Consider the following 17,193-nt stretch of genomic DNA (forward strand, 5'->3'; position numbering starts at 1 on the left):
CCAAGTTTTTGAACCCTGTGTTCCCACTTCAGGGGGGTTAGGGGGTTAATAATTCCCTAACATCTGTTATCACACCCATTACAGCAGCAGCAGCAGCGGTTAATGGACTAGCCAATAACGTTCTTGCATTTTGCCCCTGTCTACCTTCAAAATTTCTGTTCGATGTAGAAACACAATATTTTCCAGCAGGGATTTTATCTTCGTTCATACCTAAACAAGCACTGCAACCTGGTTCGCGTAGTTGGAACCCTGCGGCCTCGAAAATTTTATCCAAACCTTCGTTTATGGCTTGTTGTTCTACTTGTTTTGAGCCTGGAACGATCCACACCGTAACATTATCCGCTTTGCGTTTATCTTTTACAAAAGCGGCAACTTCGCGTAAATCTTCGATACGAGAGTTGGTGCAACTGCCGATGAAAACATAATCAACTGGTTTGCCAATTAAAGATGCATCATCATCAAAACCCATATAATCCAACGCTTTTTGATAAGAAAGTTTTTCTTTCTCAGGCTGAGCATTTGTCGCAGGAATATTTTCTTGGATACCCATTCCCATTCCTGGGTTGGTTCCGTAAGTAATCATTGGTGTAATCTCTGCCGCATCGAAAGTTAAAACACTATCGAATTTCGCATCAGCATCGCTGTATAATGTCTTCCAGTATGCTAAAGATTTATCCCATTCTCCACCTGCCGGAGCAAATTCTCTACCTTTAATGTAATCGAAAGTAGTTTGGTCTGGTGCAATTAATCCACCTCTCGCACCCATTTCTATACTCATATTGCAAATGGTCATACGAGCTTCCATACTTAAAGCTTCGATTGCGGATCCTGCATATTCAATGAAATATCCTGTGCCACCAGCTGCAGAAATCTGCGCAATAATGTATAGGATAATGTCTTTTGCACCAACACCTTTCTCAAGTTTACCATTCACTTCGATTTTCATGGTTTTAGGTTTCGATTGCAATAAACATTGCGTTGCAAAAACCTGCTCTACCTGTGAAGTTCCGATACCGAAAGCAATCGCTCCGAAAGCGCCATGCGTGGAAGTGTGACTATCGCCACAAACCATCGTTTTTCCAGGTAAGGTAATACCTAGCTCAGGACCGATTACATGAACAATCCCTTGAAACGGATGCCCTAAACCATAAAGTTCGATCCCAAATTCGGCACAATTTTTAGTCAGCGTATCCACTTGGTATCGGGAAAGCTCTTCTTTAATTGGCTGCAACTGGTTTAAAGTTGGTACGTTATGGTCTGCAGTTGCCACCGTTTGTTTCGGGCGCAAAACAGGCAAGCCTCTTTTGCGCAAGCCATCAAATGCCTGCGGAGAAGTTACCTCGTGTATTAAGTGTGTATCAATGTATAAAATATCAGGAAATCCTTCTTCACTTTTTACAACGTGTGCATCCCAAATTTTTTCTACTAATGTTTTTGACATCCCTTTGTTATTTTTAGCCCCACCCCAACCCTCACCGAAGGAGAGGGAGTAGCGAGTATGTTATTTTTGTGCAGTGAATAATTCTGCATTTTTTCTTTTTGCTTCTGTATAAAAGCCTTCTCTCTTATAGAGAGGGGATTTATGGTGAGGCTTTTTATGCGGTTTTAATTGCTTTCATTGCTGTCATTGCTTTACGCAAAGTCGCACCAATTTGTTCTACTTCATGCGAGCGGATTGATTCATTAATATCAATTAATTGTCTGTTATCAACGCCACCATCTTTATCTTCATTGAAGTTTTTGCCAACTAAATCAGTATCCACTTTCTTCATGAAATCAGCTAATAATGGTTTACAAGCTTGGTCAAATAAATAACAACCGTATTCTGCAGTATCAGAAATTACACGGTTCATTTCGAACAATTTTTTACGGGCAATCGTGTTTGCGATAAGTGGTGTTTCGTGTAATGATTCGTAATAAGCAGATTCTGGTTTGATACCTGCTTGCACCATCGTTTCGAAAGCTAATTCTACACCCGCACGAACAAAAGCAACCATTAATGTATAGTTATCAAAATATTCCTGTTCCCCAATTTTAACATCACCAGCAGGCGTTTTTTCGAATGCAGTTTCGCCAGTTTCAGCTCTCCAGGCCAATAAGTTTTTATCGCCAGCAGCCCAATCTTCCATCATAATACGGCTAAATTCGCCACTCATAATATCATCCTGGTGTTTTTGGAACAAAGGACGCATAATGTCTTTCAATTCTTCCGAAATTTCGAAAGCCTTAATTTTAGCAACATTGCTTAAGCGATCCATCATTGCCGTAATTCCACCTTGCTTTAAGGCTTCCGTAATTACTTCAACACCATATTGAACCAGTTTTGAGGCATAACCAGCGTCGATTCCTTTTTCTACCATTTTATCGAAAGATAGGATAGAACCTGTTTGCAATAAACCACAAAGAATGGTTTGCTCGCCCATTAAATCAGATTTTACTTCAGCCACGAATGATGATTTTAATACACCAGCTCTATGTCCACCAGTACCAACCGCGTAAGCTTTAGCTTGTGCTAATCCTTTGCCTTGTGGGTCGTTTTCTGGGTGAACAGCAATTAGCGTTGGAACACCGAAACCACGAACATATTCTGCTCTAACTTCACTACCAGGACATTTTGGAGCAACCATAATTACGGTTAAATCTTTACGAATTTGCATACCTTCTTCCACAATATTGAAACCATGCGAATAAGATAACGTTGCTCCATCTTTCATTAAAGGCATAATTGCATTCACAACGGCAGTGTGTTGCTTATCCGGTGTAAGGTTAATTACTACATCAGCAGTAGGAATTAATTCTTCGTAAGTTCCAACTTTGAAGTTGTTTTCAGTTGCATTTTTCCACGAATCTCTTTTGCCTTCAATCGCCTCTTTGCGTAAAGTGTAGCTTACGTCTAAACCACTATCTCTTAAATTTAAACCTTGATTTAGGCCCTGAGCACCACAACCAACAATTACTAGTTTTTTGCCTTTTAATGCGTTTACACCGTCCAAAAATTCAGAACTGTCCATGAAATCGCAAACACCTAATTGGTTTAATTTTTCTCTAAGAGGTAATGTGTTAAAATAATTTGACATCGTTTTTATTGGTTAATTTCTATTTATTTATCGGTTTATATCTTATTTCTTTATAGCCATGGTTCGTTCCTCACGAAACATTTTTCAATTTTTCATCCTGAGTGTAGTCTAAGGATCTTGAAAAGCAATGTTCTGTACTTTTCGTATAGTTCAATCCCGCTTTCCGTTTCAATATTTTACCCCTAAATCTCCTGAAGGGGACTTGGTAAAAGTATTTCCACTGCAATCGGATTATGTTATTTATGTTTTTGTTTCAAACCCACATCCATTTTCCATCTCCTATACTATTTTCTTCAAAGCCAAGGCGTATCCAAAATGTAAATTATCATGCCCAACTGTCGTAATTAGTACCTCTTCAATACTTTTCATTTGAGCATGAAAAGTAGCCGTTGCAAATGGTGTAATCGTTCCAAACTTTCCGCTTTGGTAGTCTTCCTCGATCTTTTTGATGCTTTCCAATGCGTTAGCTTTTAATTCTGCAACTTCTTCTGCTGTTACAGTATAAGTTGGTTTGGTATCTTTTTTGTAAAACTCATTGAATTTTACAGTTGATGCATCTTTCAAAACTCCTGTTCTAACATAACAAAGTGTTTGTGTACTTACTACAATATGACCGAAATTCCAGATGATGTTATTATTGTATCCATCAGGAATTTTATTCAACTGCTCAATGGATAATCCCTCAATTAATTGGATAAATGCTTTTCTCGAGTTTATTATAAATTCAAATACTTCGTTCATTTTTTTAGTATCAAATAGTTAGTATCAAGTAGTAAGTGTAAAGATTAGACACCTTCCGCCTTAAACCTTTCCAACCTTTACCTTTCTCCTACATTGTAAATATTTTCTCTCCCTTATCTAAAAACTCATTCTCTACAAGTTCTTCTCCAGGTTCGAAAGCCTCAAATTCTTTCAGTTTCTCATGGAAACCAGCACTATCTTTAATAATCGCTACTCTCGCCGAGCGAACGAATTCGATTAATTCATAAGGCTCTAAAGCTTTCACTAAAGCATCAGTTTCTTCTCTGTGGCCTGTTACAGCAAAAACAGTATAATCTTTGCGAATTACCACTGCACTTGCACCATATTGTCTCAATAAGCGCTCTACCGTAACTTTCTCCGCAATTTCATCTGTAGAAACTTTGTATAAAGCCAATTCTTGCCAGATGATTTCTTCATTTGTGTTGAAATAAACTTTCAAGACTTCGATTTGCTTTTCAATCTGACGGGAAAGTTTTCTAACTACTTCATAACTTTCGGTAATCACAATATTGAAACGGTGTATACCTTCAATTTCTGAAGCCGAGCTATTTATACTTTCGATGTTGATTTTTCTTTTGGAAAAGATAATCGCAATTCTGTTTAATAAACCAATACGATTCTCCGCATAAACTGTGATGGTATATTCCTGCTTACCTTCTAAATCAGCTTTATCTATTTTATGTTCTAATGTGTTTTCAGTACTCATTTTTCTTACATTAAGGATGAAGGAGCAATGAATAAAGACATGAATTAAATCCTTATTCTTTGTTCCTTGCTCTTTGTTCTCAATTATTTCAACCTAATTTCGCTTACGCTCATTCCTTGTGGAACCATTGGGAAAACGTTATTTTCTCTGCCAACCATTACTTCCAACAGGTAAGAACCTTCGTGATTAATCATGGTTTGTAAAGCATTTCTCAGGTTTGCACGCTCATCAACTTTATCAGCCTCGATGTAATAAGCTTTGGCCAAAGCCACAAAATCTGGACTGGTTATGTTTACCGAAGAATAACGTTTGTCGTTAAATAATTCCTGCCATTGGCGAACCATTCCTAAAAAGCGGTTGTTTAAAATTAAAATTTTAACAGCTGCACCAAATTGCATAATGGTACCTAGTTCTTGTGGTGTCATTTGGAAACCTCCATCACCAATAATAGCGATAACCGTTTTATCTGGAGCACCATATTTAGCACCGATTGCAGCCGGCAAACCAAAACCCATTGTGCCTAAACCACCAGAAGTAATGTTACTGCGTGTATTGTTAAACTTGGCGTAGCGGCAGGCTACCATTTGGTGCTGACCAACATCGGTTACAATTACAGCATCACCACCACAAATTTCGTTGATGTTACGCAATACTTCACCCATTGTTATTTCATCGCCAGATGGATAAAGCTCTGGAGTAATCACCTGGTCTATTTCCTGTTGATTGTAATCTCTGAATTTTGCAACCCAGTCCTCATGTTTCTTAGCTTCGACTATATTTGTCAATAACGGTAAAGTTTCTTTACAATCGCCCCAAACACCAACTTCGGCTTTAACATTTTTGTCGATTTCCGCAGGGTCAATATCTAAGTGAATTACTTTAGCCTGTTTTGCATATTTATCCAAACGACCAGTTACACGATCGTCGAAACGCATTCCAATAGCGATTAAAACATCACACTCGTTGGTTAAAACATTTGGACCATAATTACCATGCATACCTAACATACCAACATTTAATGGATGCGAAGTTGGAATAGCACCTTCACCCATAATTGTCCAGGCTGCTGGAATACCACTTTTTTCTATAAAAGCTTTAAATTCTTCTTCCGCAGTTCCTAAAACAACACCTTGCCCAAATAATACAAATGGTTTTTTAGCAGCGTTAATTAATGCAGCAGCTTTTTCTATATATTCAACCCTAACTTTTGGTTTTGGACGATAAGAACGGATATGATTACACTTTACATATTCAGGGAATTCCTCAATCTGCATTTGTGCATTTTTAGTAATATCGATTAAAACCGGCCCTGGTCTACCACTTTTAGCAATAAAAAAAGCCTTAGCTAAAACCTCTTGAATTTCATTCGCATCAGTAACCTGATAATTCCATTTGGTAACAGGTGTTGTAATATTAATTACATCAGTTTCCTGAAAAGCATCCGTTCCTAATAAATGAGCGAAAACCTGCCCAGTAATAACGACTAATGGTGTGCTGTCGATTTGTGCATCAGCTAAACCAGTAACTAAATTGGTTGCACCTGGTCCGCTGGTAGCGAAACAAACACCAACTTTGCCACTTGTTCTTGCAAAGCCTTGTGCAGCATGTATTCCGCCTTGCTCATGGCGAACCAAAATGTGTTGCAATTTTTCGGTATAATCGTAAAGCGCATCGTAAATTGGCATAATCGCACCTCCTGGATAGCCGAAAATGGTGGTTACACCCTCTTCAATTAACCCATTCAAAAGAACCTGCGAACCTGTTCCTTTAAACAGTTTTTTTGAGGTTTCTGCTTGTGCCTCCTTTTGTAATGTATCTTGTGCAGTCTCCATAATTATATTTTTGTGGTTCTACTATTTTTTAGGATGTCATCACAATTAGTGATAATATCCTAAGTGTTTCTTAGTAACCGGTCACAATTTGTGACTGGTTGGTATTTTTGTTTTATAATTACCCGAATTCATTAACCTAAGTTTTAATCTTGATATCACAATTTGTGACATCAAGATTTCTAAACCTATTAAAATTGTAATTTTATAGGTTTTATTCCCCTTTAGGGGGTAAATTCATCAGTTACGCAGCCACTGGCTGCGTCTGATACGGTTTTGGCATATTTATATAAAACACCTTTTGTTACTTTCAAAGCTGGTTGTTTGTGGTTTTTTCTTCGTTCTGCGATAATTTCTTCGCTTACTTGAAGCGTAATAACATTATTAACAGCGTCGATTAAAATCCTGTCGTTATCTTCAACCAAACCAATTAAACCGCCTTTGTAAGCTTCTGGTGTGATATGGCCAACCACAAAACCGTGTGTTCCTCCAGAAAAACGACCATCTGTAATTAATGCGATAGATTTACCTAAACCAGCGCCAATAATTAATGAAGTAGGTTTTAACATTTCTGGCATTCCTGGTGCACCAACGGGACCTTCGTTCTTGATAACCACAACATCGCCGGATTTAATTCTACCCGAAGAAATTCCGGCAACCAAGTCTTTTTCGCCATCAAATACACGTGCTGGACCTTCAAATTTTTCACCTTCTTTACCAGAGATTTTTGCTACAGAACCTTTCTCAGCTAAATTTCCGTACAAAATTTGCAAGTGACCTGTAGCTTTAATAGGCTCACTTAATTTTTGGATAATTTTCTGGTCATAATCCATAATCGATTTCACATCAGCTAAATTCTCAGCCATTGTTTTACCCGTTACTGTTAAACAATCTCCATGCAATAAGCCTTCGTTTAACATATATTTTAAAACTGCAGGAATGCCGCCGTACTGATGTAAATCCTGCATTAAATATTTTCCACTTGGTTTAAAATCGGCTAACACAGGTGTGATATCGCTCATTTTTTGGAAATCATCTTGTGTAATTTCTACACCGATGGCTTTACCCATTGCAATGAAGTGTAATACAGCATTTGTACTTCCTCCTAATATGATGATCGAGCGAATTGCATTTTCGAATGCTTTTCTCGTCATGATATCTGATGGTTTAATATCTTTTTCTAATAAAATTTTGATATACTTTCCAGCGTCTAAACACTCTTGTTTTTTTTCTTCACTAATTGCCGGGTTCGAAGAAGAATAAGGTAAACTCATTCCTAAAGCTTCGATTGCCGATGCCATTGTATTTGCAGTATACATACCTCCACAAGCACCAGCACCTGGGCAAGTATGTTTAATAATTCCCTGATAATCTTCTTCAGACAAATTACCGCAGATTTTTTGGCCTAGAGCCTCAAAAGCAGAAACAATGTTTAATTCCTCACCTTTGTAATGTCCGGGCGCAATTGTACCGCCGTAAACCATAATAGAAGGTCGATCTAAACGAGCCATTGCCATAATAGCACCGGGCATATTTTTATCGCAACCTGGTATAGATATAATTCCATCATAATATTGTCCGCCACAAATGGTTTCGATACTATCTGCAATTACATCTCTGCTTACCAAAGAGTAACGCATACCATCGGTGCCGTTGCTCATCCCGTCACTTACCCCGATGGTATTAAAAACTAAACCGACTAAATCATTTTTCCAGACGCCCGCTTTAACATCTTTTGCAAGGTCGTTAAGGTGCATATTGCAAGTGTTACCATCGTAACCCATACTTGCAATCCCGACTTGTGCTTTTGCCATATCTGCATCAGTTAAACCGATTCCATAAAGCATAGCTTGCGCCGCAGGTTGTGTTGGGTCTTGTGTAAATGTTTTACTGTACTTGTTTAATTCGCTCATTGTTTAAAATGTATATTCTGGTTCTGTTAGTTGTTAATTTTTTACTCCGATTACAATTCCTGTTGCCCAAACTTGTTTGGTTAAGATTAAATCTTCTCGAGCTTCTAAATCTTCTATCAATTTGTTTGCTTTCTCTTGATGTCCATCAGGCCAATTTGGCTGAGGTAAGATATCATCAATAATATAAAACCCACCTTTATTAAGCATTGCAATTGCTTCATCTAAAAGCAAATATTTTCCATGCCAGGTATCTGCAAAAATGTAATCGAATTTTTTGTCTCTATTGTTTTCTATCCACTCACCGCCATCTGAAGGAATTAAATTTAAACGGCTATCTGTTTCTAAAAAACTTTTCGCAATGTTTAAAAATTTATCATCGTTATCTACCGATATTAAGTTGGAGTCTTTATCCATTCCGTCTAATATCCAAGAGGTTGATAAACCCGTTCCCGTACCTAATTCTAAAAAACTACCTGCTGGTTTTGAAGCTGCAAGAGTTCTCAATAATGAACAAGTCAATACATCAGAAGCCATATCAAATCCCGACGCTTTTGTTGCCTCCTCAATTTGATGATAAGCCTTGGGAAAATGTTGATTGATATCTTGATTCATTGTTTAAAATGTATATTCTGGTTCTGTTAGTTCTTTATCTTGATAATTGATTCTCGCTACTTGATACTAAATAATCACCTCGTAGTTTACCTTCTCAAGTACAAGATTTTTATAGGCACGCTGTATAGTATAACCGATGGATTCTCTCCACAAACTACGGAAAACAATATCATCTATAGAGGCAATGCCTGCAATTTCTGTAGCTGTACCGCACAAGAAAGCACTGTCTGCAGATTTTAAGTCTTCTACGGTTAATTTTTTCTCAATGCATTCGATATCCAGAACAGTACAAAGCTCTTTAACGGTCGCCCTAGTAATCCCAGGTAAAATATTTCCTAAAGATGGTGTGTAAAGTTTGCCATCCTTTTCTATAAAAATATTAGCGCCCGATGCTTCAGCAACAAAACCATGCATATCTAAAAGCAAAGCTTCATCATACCCTTTAATGTTGGCTGCAGTTGTAGCTAAAATAGAATTAACATAGTTTCCGCTTAATTTCGCCTCCATTGGAGTTGATTTTGGATTTGGTCTTTCGTAATCTGAGATCGTTAGCTTTAATAATTTATTACCCGAATAAGCGTCCCAATCCCAGGCGCAAATCAAAATCGAAACACCTGTTGGTTCATTTAATTTCATGTTTGGGTGGCAAAAAACCAACGGACGGATGTAAGCATCTTTCAGTTTGTTTAAAGTAAGTAGCTTATAAGTTTCTTTAATTAATTCTTGCTTATCCCAAGGGAAAGGAATATTTGCCAGCTGACAAGAACGCTCTAAGCGGTCGAAGTGAGCTGCAGCTTTAAAAATGCGATTACCATTATGCGTTTTGTAGGCTCTAATACCCTCGAATGCCGCATAGCCATAATGTAGCGATTGCCCGTAAAGGTCAGTACTGCTATCTACAGCTTTTTCAAACTGCCCATCAAGGTAAATAATTGTATTAGAATTATAGTATTTCATTTTTTATTTTACTTTTCTTCATCTGTCAGATGGAGCTTGTCATGATTAAATAAATATTCCACTTTTTATTTTGGCTTTTTAATCATGAACGGTTCATAATACCATGTTTTTTTATTTAAAAAAAGCGTCCTGTTTTTATCAGGACGCTTTAGGTATATTTTTTTCTTAAATCTATTTAAAAGCTGCCCTGTCTATTATCCCATAAAATATTTAGGAGTAGGAGGTTAAGTATAATGACAGGTAATAACACAACATTTCCAATCGCAATTGCGATAGAGTGGTTTGAAAATGTGTTATTTGTTAAAGTCATTATTGCCTTATTGTTTATAAAACCAATTTAGTTTTTGGTTCATTAATATGCAAGAGAAATAAGAAAAAAATGAAATAAGAATATAATTTTATTTTTTATGTTTAATACAGAATTATATTCTTTATTGTTGTCGAATTTGTGATTTAATGCCGACGACCGTAGACTAAATATCAAAACGGTATATGGTATGTTTGTTATGCTTGCATTATAAATTTTCTGATTTTCTGCCTAAAATTGCCTTTAGTGCATGGAATTTTGAAAAGTTGTACTTTAAAACTGGTCAGTTTAACAATGTAATATCAGGATTTTTATACTGCATCATTTTCATTCCATAATGCCATCTGCCAGGAATGTTTAATAGATTTCCTTCAAATTCTAATCCGGGTAGTATTTTGGAAAATGTACTTTCCTTTCTTAAGGATTTTTGAAGTTTTCTTAAAGAGGTTTCACTAAGGTTCTGGTAATAAGATTCAATTAATTTTTGTTCTTTCAGCAATAAATAACCATACCAATTTTCAGCATCAGTACTTTTCAAGGGTGAATGTTCGTAAAGAGATTTTAGGTCTTTCGAAATGTCGTTAAAAATAGTTCCATTGCCTTTTCTTACGAATGCTTCAATTTCAGTGCTAGAATTTCCGAAGGTTTTAGCGATAGGGTTAAGCAAATTTTTGAGTTTTATGGTTGTGGTTTTTGCAGCTCCTGCCCAACGGGTTTCAAATCCTTATGAATCCGTTTTATGTTCGAACCACTTATAGAAAGCACAACGGTGATAAATATCGATATGTTCAATATACCGTTAGATTTTTTGATCTTGGCTTTATTGGCTCGATTCCAAATTTCAGTATTTTTTGTTCGGTCTTCTTTTAGCCAGTTCCCATCTAAACCATTATATTTTTTCTTTGAGAATATCTTAACGTAATCGCTTAGTGAATCAAATTCTTTAGCTTTTACTTTATTAAAGCAAAAAATGGGTGAAATGAAAATAATATTCTTTTAGCTAAAGTCATAGATATTACGCTGGTATATAAGATAAGATAAAAAAGCATCTTGGGGTGTGGATACATTTAAATAAATGAATTTTTGCTACAAAACCTTTATAAATGATGTCTAAATATTTTTTATAACATGTCGAAAACAAAAAAAGCCTTTCCGAAATTAATCGAAAAGGCCATCTATGTTATTAGAGCCGAAATAAATTCAGCATCAAGACTTTTTAAGCTATACCTTCTGCTAAGACAACAATTTTATTGTGAATAGCTTCTACTACACCGCCTTTAATAAAAAAACGTTGCTCGTCTTTAGTGTTTGCTTTTATAATAACTTCTCCATCTTCCAAAGTTGAGATGATAGGGGCATGGTCTTTCAGAATCTGAAAAGAACCTAAAGTACCAGGAACCGTAACTGCTGTTACTTCACCTTCGAAAACTTTTTTATCTGGAGTTAATATTTCTAAGTTCATTCTTTTTTATATTGAGTAGCAAGTATTAAGTATCAAGTATCAAGTTAGAGTTTAGTTATCTTGATACTTGATATTCAAGTCTCGATACTAGTTGTTCGCTTCTGCTAATAATTTTTTACCTTTTTCAATAGCATCTTCAATGCTACCAACTAAGTTAAATGCAGCTTCAGGATATTCGTCAACTTCACCATCCATAATCATGTTGAAACCTTTTATTGTATCTTTAATATCAACCAACACACCTTTTAAGCCTGTAAATTGCTCAGCAACGTGGAAAGGTTGAGATAAGAAACGCTGAACACGACGAGCTCTGGATACTACTAATTTATCTTCTTCAGATAATTCGTCCATACCTAAAATCGCGATGATATCTTGTAATTCTTTATAACGTTGTAATGTTTCTTTCACACGTTGAGCGGTATTGTAATGCTCATCGCCTAAAACAGAAGGAGAAAGAATACGTGAAGTAGAATCTAATGGATCTACTGCAGGATAAATACCTAGCTCAGCAATTTTACGAGAAAGTACTGTAGTTGCATCTAAGTGGGCAAACGTTGTTGCCGGAGCAGGGTCAGTTAAATCATCTGCCGGTACATATACCGCTTGTACAGATGTAATTGAACCGCGTTTAGTTGAAGTAATACGCTCTTGCATTAAACCCATTTCAGTTGCCAATGTTGGTTGGTAACCTACTGCAGATGGCATACGACCTAATAGTGCCGATACCTCAGAACCTGCTTGAGTGAAACGGAAGATGTTATCTACGAAGAAAAGGATATCTTTTCCAGCGCCTTCGCCATCACCATCACGGAAATATTCTGCAACTGTTAAGCCTGATAATGCTACACGAGCACGTGCACCAGGAGGTTCGTTCATTTGACCGAATACCAATGTTGCTTTAGATTCTTTTAATTTTTCAGTATCAACAGCATTTAAATCCCATCCACCTTTTTCCATTGAGTGTAGGAATTCATCACCATAGTTAATTACACCTGATTCGATAAACTCACGAAGTAAATCATTACCCTCACGAGTACGCTCACCAACACCAGCAAATACAGATAAACCAGCGTAAGCTTTAGCGATGTTGTTTACCAACTCCATAATCAATACTGTTTTACCTACACCAGCACCACCGAACAAACCGATTTTACCACCTTTTGCATAAGGCTCTAATAAATCGATAACTTTAATACCCGTAAAAAGTACTTCAGTTTCGGTAGATAAATCTTCAAACTTAGGAGGAGTTGCGTGAATAGGACGACCATCTGCTTTATCAACAGCAGTAATACCGTCAATTGCATCACCAACTACGTTAAATAAACGACCTTTAATTTGATCGCCTACTGGCATTTTAATTGCTGAACCAGTATCAAGTACCTTCATTCCACGAACTAAACCATCAGTAGAATCCATCGAAATCGCACGAACGCGATCCTCACCTAAGTGTTGTTGAACTTCTAAAACAATTTTTTGTCCATTTTCTTTCGTTATCTCTAACGCATCAAAAATTTTAGGTAGATGGGCATCATCAGCAAAGCTAACGTCAACCACTGGGCCGATAATTTGTGCTATTTTTCCTAAGTTAGGCATATCTGTTGTGAGTAAATTTATTATAGTCAGTGAATTAAAGCTGTTTGAAAGGGCTCCAATTCGGTTGGCAAAGTTAAGTTATTCTCGCTATATTTTAAATATATTTTATAAAATTTTTAAACAAGGTTTTTATAGATAATTTAGAGGCATAAAATCATAAAATGAAAACTATTTTAGTAACTGGAAGTAACGGCCTTTTGGGGCAAAAATTAACTGAAAAAGTTCTCTCAGACAGAAAAGTAAAACTTATTGCCACTTCAAAAGGAGTGAACCGTTATCCGATAGGAGATGGCTATGAATATGCAGAAATGGATATTTTAAATTTTGAGCAGGTAAAGCAGGTTATAGAAAATTACAAGCCCGATGCGATTGTACACACTGCTGCAATGACTAATGTAGATACAGGCGAGGCTAATAAAAAACATTGTTATCAATTAAATGTAGCCGCTACCCAAAATCTGGTGGCGCTTTGCGAAGAAAACAATATCCATTTTGTACATTTAAGTACCGATTTTATTTTTGATGGTGCTAAAGGACCTTATGTTGAAGATGATGCACCAAATCCTTTAAGTTATTATGGGGAAACAAAACTATTGGCTGAGTTGGCTGTTAAGCAATCAAAAGCAAATTGGGCAATTTTGCGTACCATTTTAGTTTACGGAATCACTAATGATATGAGTCGGAGTAATATTGTGCTTTGGGCGAAAGGTGCTTTAGAGAAAGGCTTGCCAATAAATGTAGTTAACGACCAGTGGCGGATGCCAACTCTTGCTGAGGATTTGGCTGATGCCTGTCTCCTGGCTGTTGAAAAAAATGCTCAAGGTGTGTATCATGTTTCGGGCAAAGATTACATGAGTATTGCAGATTTAGTGCGAAAAGTTGCCGATTATTGGTCTTTAGATAAATCGATAATTTCTGAGATAAGTTCAGATAGCTTGAATCAAACGGCAAAACGACCTGCTAAAACAGGGTTTATTTTAGATAAAACAGTTAGAGATTTGGAATACAATCCGCATAGTTTTGAAGAAGGCTTAAAGATTGTAGATGAGCAGATAAAGAATAGTATCAAGTAGATAGTATCAGGTATCAAGATTGGATGCATTGTTCAATTAACTAACAATAAAACACTTAACAATAAAGCAATTAAAATATGTCATTACAAATAGGCGACCAAGCCCCAGATTTTAAATTATACAGTTCAGATTTAGCCGAAGTTTCCTTGTCAGCTTTTAAAGGTAAAAAAGTAATTATCCACTTTTTCCCAATGGCTTTTACAGGTACTTGTACGGAGCAATTATGTACAATGAGGGATAATTTTAGTTTTTATGAAGGCATCAATGCGCAAGTTCTAGGTATTTCAGTTGATTCTCCTTTCTCATTAGCTAAGTTTAAAGAAGTACAGAATTATCAGTTTCCATTATTATCCGATTTTAACAAAGAAGTATCAGATGCTTACGGCTCTTTATACAAAGAATTTGTGTTCGGATTGAAAGGTGTATCGAAAAGAGCAGCTTTTGTTATAGATGAGTCTGGAAAAATTGCATATGCAGAGGTTTTAGAAGATGCACATGAATTGCCTGACTTTAAGTCGATTGATGATGCTTTGAAAGCTTAAAATTTTGTGTTGGTTAGATTTTTGAATATTTTTTTCAAATATTATTTTGAATTTAGATCTCAAATCTTACCTTTGCAGTCCGTTAACAAACGGAAAATGCATTTGTAGCTCAATTGGATAGAGCATCTCACTACGGATGAGAAGGTTTGGGGTTCGAATCCCTACAAGTGCACTAAAAGAGGATTTCATTTATGAAGTCCTCTTTTCTGTTTAAGCTTAAAAAGCAATAGCTTTTATTTTAAAGTTTAATTTTCTTAAAAGAAGTATCCAATTCGGGTTGATTATTTGTTGAAATAGCCTGCTTAAATAGAATGTTTGGTTGAAAGGAAGCTAAACCTAAGATTCTTTGTAATACGATTCAAATGCTTTTAAAACCGTCTGATTTTTAAATAAATTATCATTTATAAATAGCATCTAAATTAATAATTATATATTTGCAGCCTTGAAAGGCGGTGCTTTAATTAATTTAAAACAAAATCTTTCACATTTAGTAAAGCCACAGGAATTTGGCTTTTTAATTTTAAGACAACCTAAACCACGTTAATGCTTAATTTAGTTCTCTTTGGCCCTCCAGGGGCTGGTAAAGGCACCCAATCTGAAAAGCTGATTGCAAAATATCAGTTGGTACATGTTTCAACAGGCGATCTTTTTAGAGCGCATGTTAAAGGAGAAACAGAGCTAGGAAAAAAAGTTAGTCAATTATTAGCTGAGGGAGAATTAGTGCCTGATGCGATAACAATTGCCATGCTTGAAGAAGAAGTAGATAAAAATCCAGATGCGAAAGGGTTTGTGTTTGATGGTTTTCCTCGTACTGTTCCTCAAGCTATTGAACTTGATTTATTTTTGGAACGTAAAAGCAGTAAAATTGCTGGTGTTATCGCTTTAGATGTTGATCAGGATGAATTAACTAAACGCATTGCTGAACGCCATAAAATCAGTGGTCGGCCAGATGATGATGCAGAGAAATTGAAAAAACGTATTTCAGAATACTTTGATAAAACTATCCATGTATTGCCTTATTATGAGGAACAAGGAAAGTTAAAGAGAGTAGATGGAATAGGTGAAATAGATAGAGTTTATACCGATCTTTGTGCTGTAATTGATCAGTTTTAAATAGTTAAGTTTTTTAAAATAATAACATCCGCAAAAAAGGCATAAGTTGTTTTTTGCGGATGTTTGTTTTTTAGCGATTTTTATGGTGTTAAAATCGTGAGTGCAAAATATAATAATAGTTAATTGGTGACTTTAGAACTTAAAATCATCAATCTAAAATCATAAATCAATATGTCTCAAGGTTCAAATTTCGTAGATTATGTAAAGATATGTTGCCGTTCTGGTAAGGGCGGTGCAGGTTCAGCACATTTGCATCGTGATATTTTAACATCAATGGGCGGTCCTGATGGTGGTGATGGCGGTCGTGGTGGCCACATTATTGTTGTTGGGAGTAGCAACATTTGGACATTGTTACACCTTAAATATCGTAAGCACATTATCGCTGAAGATGGTTTGGCAGGAGGAAGTTCTCATAAATTCGGTCGTCAGGGTAAAGATGAAATTTTAGAAGTTCCGCTTGGAACTATTGCTAAGGACGCCGAAACTGGCGAGGTACTTTTCGAGATCACAAAAGATGGAGAAACAAAAATTTTAACCGCAGGTGGACGTGGCGGTTTGGGTAATGCACACTTTAAAAACTCTGTTCAGCAAACACCACGCTTTGCACAACCAGGAGAACAAGGAAAAGAAGTTTGGAATATTCTTGAACTCAAAGTTTTAGCTGACGTCGGCCTAGTTGGTTTCCCAAATGCAGGTAAATCTACTTTACTTTCTGTAGTTTCTGCCGCGAAACCAGAAATAGCCGATTATCCTTTTACTACGATTGTTCCAAATCTTGGTATTGTTAGTTATCGTGGAGGAAAATCTTTCGTAATGGCTGATATTCCCGGAATTATCGAAGGCGCATCGAAAGGTAAAGGTTTAGGTTACCGTTTCCTACGTCATATAGAACGAAACTCTGTATTGTTGTTTATGGTTCCGGCTGATACAAGCAGAACAATAAAAGAAGAATACGAAATTCTTAAAAGAGAATTAGAATCTTACAATCCCGAATTAATGCAAAAACCCCATGTCTTGGCAATTACAAAATCTGATATGCTTGACGATGAATTAATGAGTGAAATGAAAGAGGATTTGCCTAATATTCCTTCGATATTTATTTCATCAGTTGCAGAAAAAAACATTTTGGAATTGAAAGATATGCTTTGGAAAGCAATTGACGCATAATTGATTTACGAATTTGCTCTTGTCAGTTACCAGTATTTAGTTGCTAGCATATTAAGTTAAAGAATAATTTAACCTAAAAT

15 protein-coding genes and 1 tRNA gene are annotated in these 17,193 nt (G+C 36.3%); 5 read left to right on the plus strand and 11 right to left on the minus strand.

What is annotated here, in order from left to right; genetic code table 11:
- Window positions 1–37: 37 nt before the first annotated feature.
- The 11 genes from leuC to atpD all read right to left on the minus strand — a co-directional run bounded on the left by leuC (window position 38) and on the right by atpD (window position 13,218).
- Window positions 38–1,441, minus strand: coding sequence for a 3-isopropylmalate dehydratase large subunit (leuC, locus tag ACFOUY_RS07035; protein WP_378959779.1), 1,404 nt, complete (start codon window positions 1,439–1,441; stop codon window positions 38–40).
- Window positions 1,442–1,595: 154 nt separating this feature from the next.
- The gene (gene ilvC, locus ACFOUY_RS07040; RefSeq protein WP_378959780.1) at window positions 1,596–3,077 is read right to left on the minus strand and encodes a ketol-acid reductoisomerase; all 1,482 of its coding nucleotides are present in this window, start codon (window positions 3,075–3,077) and stop codon (window positions 1,596–1,598) included.
- A gap of 279 nt (window positions 3,078–3,356) precedes the next feature.
- Window positions 3,357–3,818 (minus strand): DinB family protein, encoded by a 462-nt coding sequence (locus ACFOUY_RS07045; RefSeq protein ID WP_378959781.1) that lies wholly within the window; start codon window positions 3,816–3,818, stop codon window positions 3,357–3,359.
- An 88-nt stretch (window positions 3,819–3,906) separates the two neighbouring features.
- Window positions 3,907–4,545, minus strand: coding sequence for an acetolactate synthase small subunit (ilvN, locus tag ACFOUY_RS07050; RefSeq protein ID WP_378959783.1), 639 nt, complete (start codon window positions 4,543–4,545; stop codon window positions 3,907–3,909).
- 83 nt (window positions 4,546–4,628) lie between these two features.
- The gene (gene ilvB / locus ACFOUY_RS07055) at window positions 4,629–6,377 is read right to left on the minus strand and encodes a biosynthetic-type acetolactate synthase large subunit (RefSeq protein ID WP_378959784.1); all 1,749 of its coding nucleotides are present in this window, start codon (window positions 6,375–6,377) and stop codon (window positions 4,629–4,631) included.
- Window positions 6,378–6,598: 221 nt separating this feature from the next.
- A complete protein-coding gene (gene ilvD / locus ACFOUY_RS07060; RefSeq protein WP_378959785.1) occupies window positions 6,599–8,287 on the minus strand; it encodes a dihydroxy-acid dehydratase in 1,689 nt (562 codons plus the stop codon).
- Between the two features lie 33 nt (window positions 8,288–8,320).
- Window positions 8,321–8,899, minus strand: coding sequence for an O-methyltransferase (locus tag ACFOUY_RS07065; RefSeq protein WP_378959786.1), 579 nt, complete (start codon window positions 8,897–8,899; stop codon window positions 8,321–8,323).
- 66 nt (window positions 8,900–8,965) lie between these two features.
- Window positions 8,966–9,856, minus strand: a complete 891-nt coding sequence (gene ilvE / locus ACFOUY_RS07070) for a branched-chain-amino-acid transaminase (protein WP_378959787.1) — start codon at window positions 9,854–9,856, stop codon at window positions 8,966–8,968.
- Window positions 9,857–10,446: 590 nt separating this feature from the next.
- A complete protein-coding gene (locus ACFOUY_RS07075) occupies window positions 10,447–10,830 on the minus strand; it encodes a hypothetical protein (RefSeq protein ID WP_378959788.1) in 384 nt (127 codons plus the stop codon).
- A gap of 549 nt (window positions 10,831–11,379) precedes the next feature.
- Window positions 11,380–11,625: an ATP synthase F1 subunit epsilon gene (atpC, locus tag ACFOUY_RS07080; RefSeq protein WP_378959789.1), complete on the minus strand. Its 246-nt coding sequence runs from the start codon at window positions 11,623–11,625 to the stop codon at window positions 11,380–11,382.
- Window positions 11,626–11,712: 87 nt separating this feature from the next.
- Complete coding sequence (gene atpD, locus ACFOUY_RS07085) at window positions 11,713–13,218, minus strand: F0F1 ATP synthase subunit beta (protein WP_378959790.1); 1,506 nt, start codon at window positions 13,216–13,218, stop codon at window positions 11,713–11,715.
- A gap of 161 nt (window positions 13,219–13,379) precedes the next feature.
- Here atpD and ACFOUY_RS07090 point away from each other — a divergent pair, with 161 nt between their 5' ends.
- The 5 genes from ACFOUY_RS07090 to obgE all read left to right on the plus strand — a co-directional run bounded on the left by ACFOUY_RS07090 (window position 13,380) and on the right by obgE (window position 17,113).
- Window positions 13,380–14,291: an SDR family oxidoreductase gene (locus ACFOUY_RS07090; RefSeq protein ID WP_378959791.1), complete on the plus strand. Its 912-nt coding sequence runs from the start codon at window positions 13,380–13,382 to the stop codon at window positions 14,289–14,291.
- A gap of 77 nt (window positions 14,292–14,368) precedes the next feature.
- Window positions 14,369–14,833 carry a redoxin domain-containing protein gene (locus ACFOUY_RS07095; RefSeq protein ID WP_378959792.1) on the plus strand — a complete coding sequence of 155 codons (465 nt, stop codon included), beginning with the start codon at window positions 14,369–14,371 and terminating at the stop codon, window positions 14,831–14,833.
- Window positions 14,834–14,931: 98 nt separating this feature from the next.
- Window positions 14,932–15,005: transfer RNA gene (locus tag ACFOUY_RS07100), tRNA-Arg, on the plus strand.
- Window positions 15,006–15,376: 371 nt separating this feature from the next.
- Window positions 15,377–15,946, plus strand: a complete 570-nt coding sequence (locus ACFOUY_RS07105; RefSeq protein WP_378959793.1) for an adenylate kinase — start codon at window positions 15,377–15,379, stop codon at window positions 15,944–15,946.
- 171 nt (window positions 15,947–16,117) lie between these two features.
- Window positions 16,118–17,113 (plus strand): GTPase ObgE, encoded by a 996-nt coding sequence (gene obgE / locus ACFOUY_RS07110; protein WP_378959794.1) that lies wholly within the window; start codon window positions 16,118–16,120, stop codon window positions 17,111–17,113.
- The last annotated feature ends 80 nt before the right edge of the window (window positions 17,114–17,193 follow it).

It is taken from the genome of Pedobacter jamesrossensis (assembly GCF_042650905.1).
GTDB lineage: Bacteria > Bacteroidota > Bacteroidia > Sphingobacteriales > Sphingobacteriaceae > Pedobacter > Pedobacter jamesrossensis.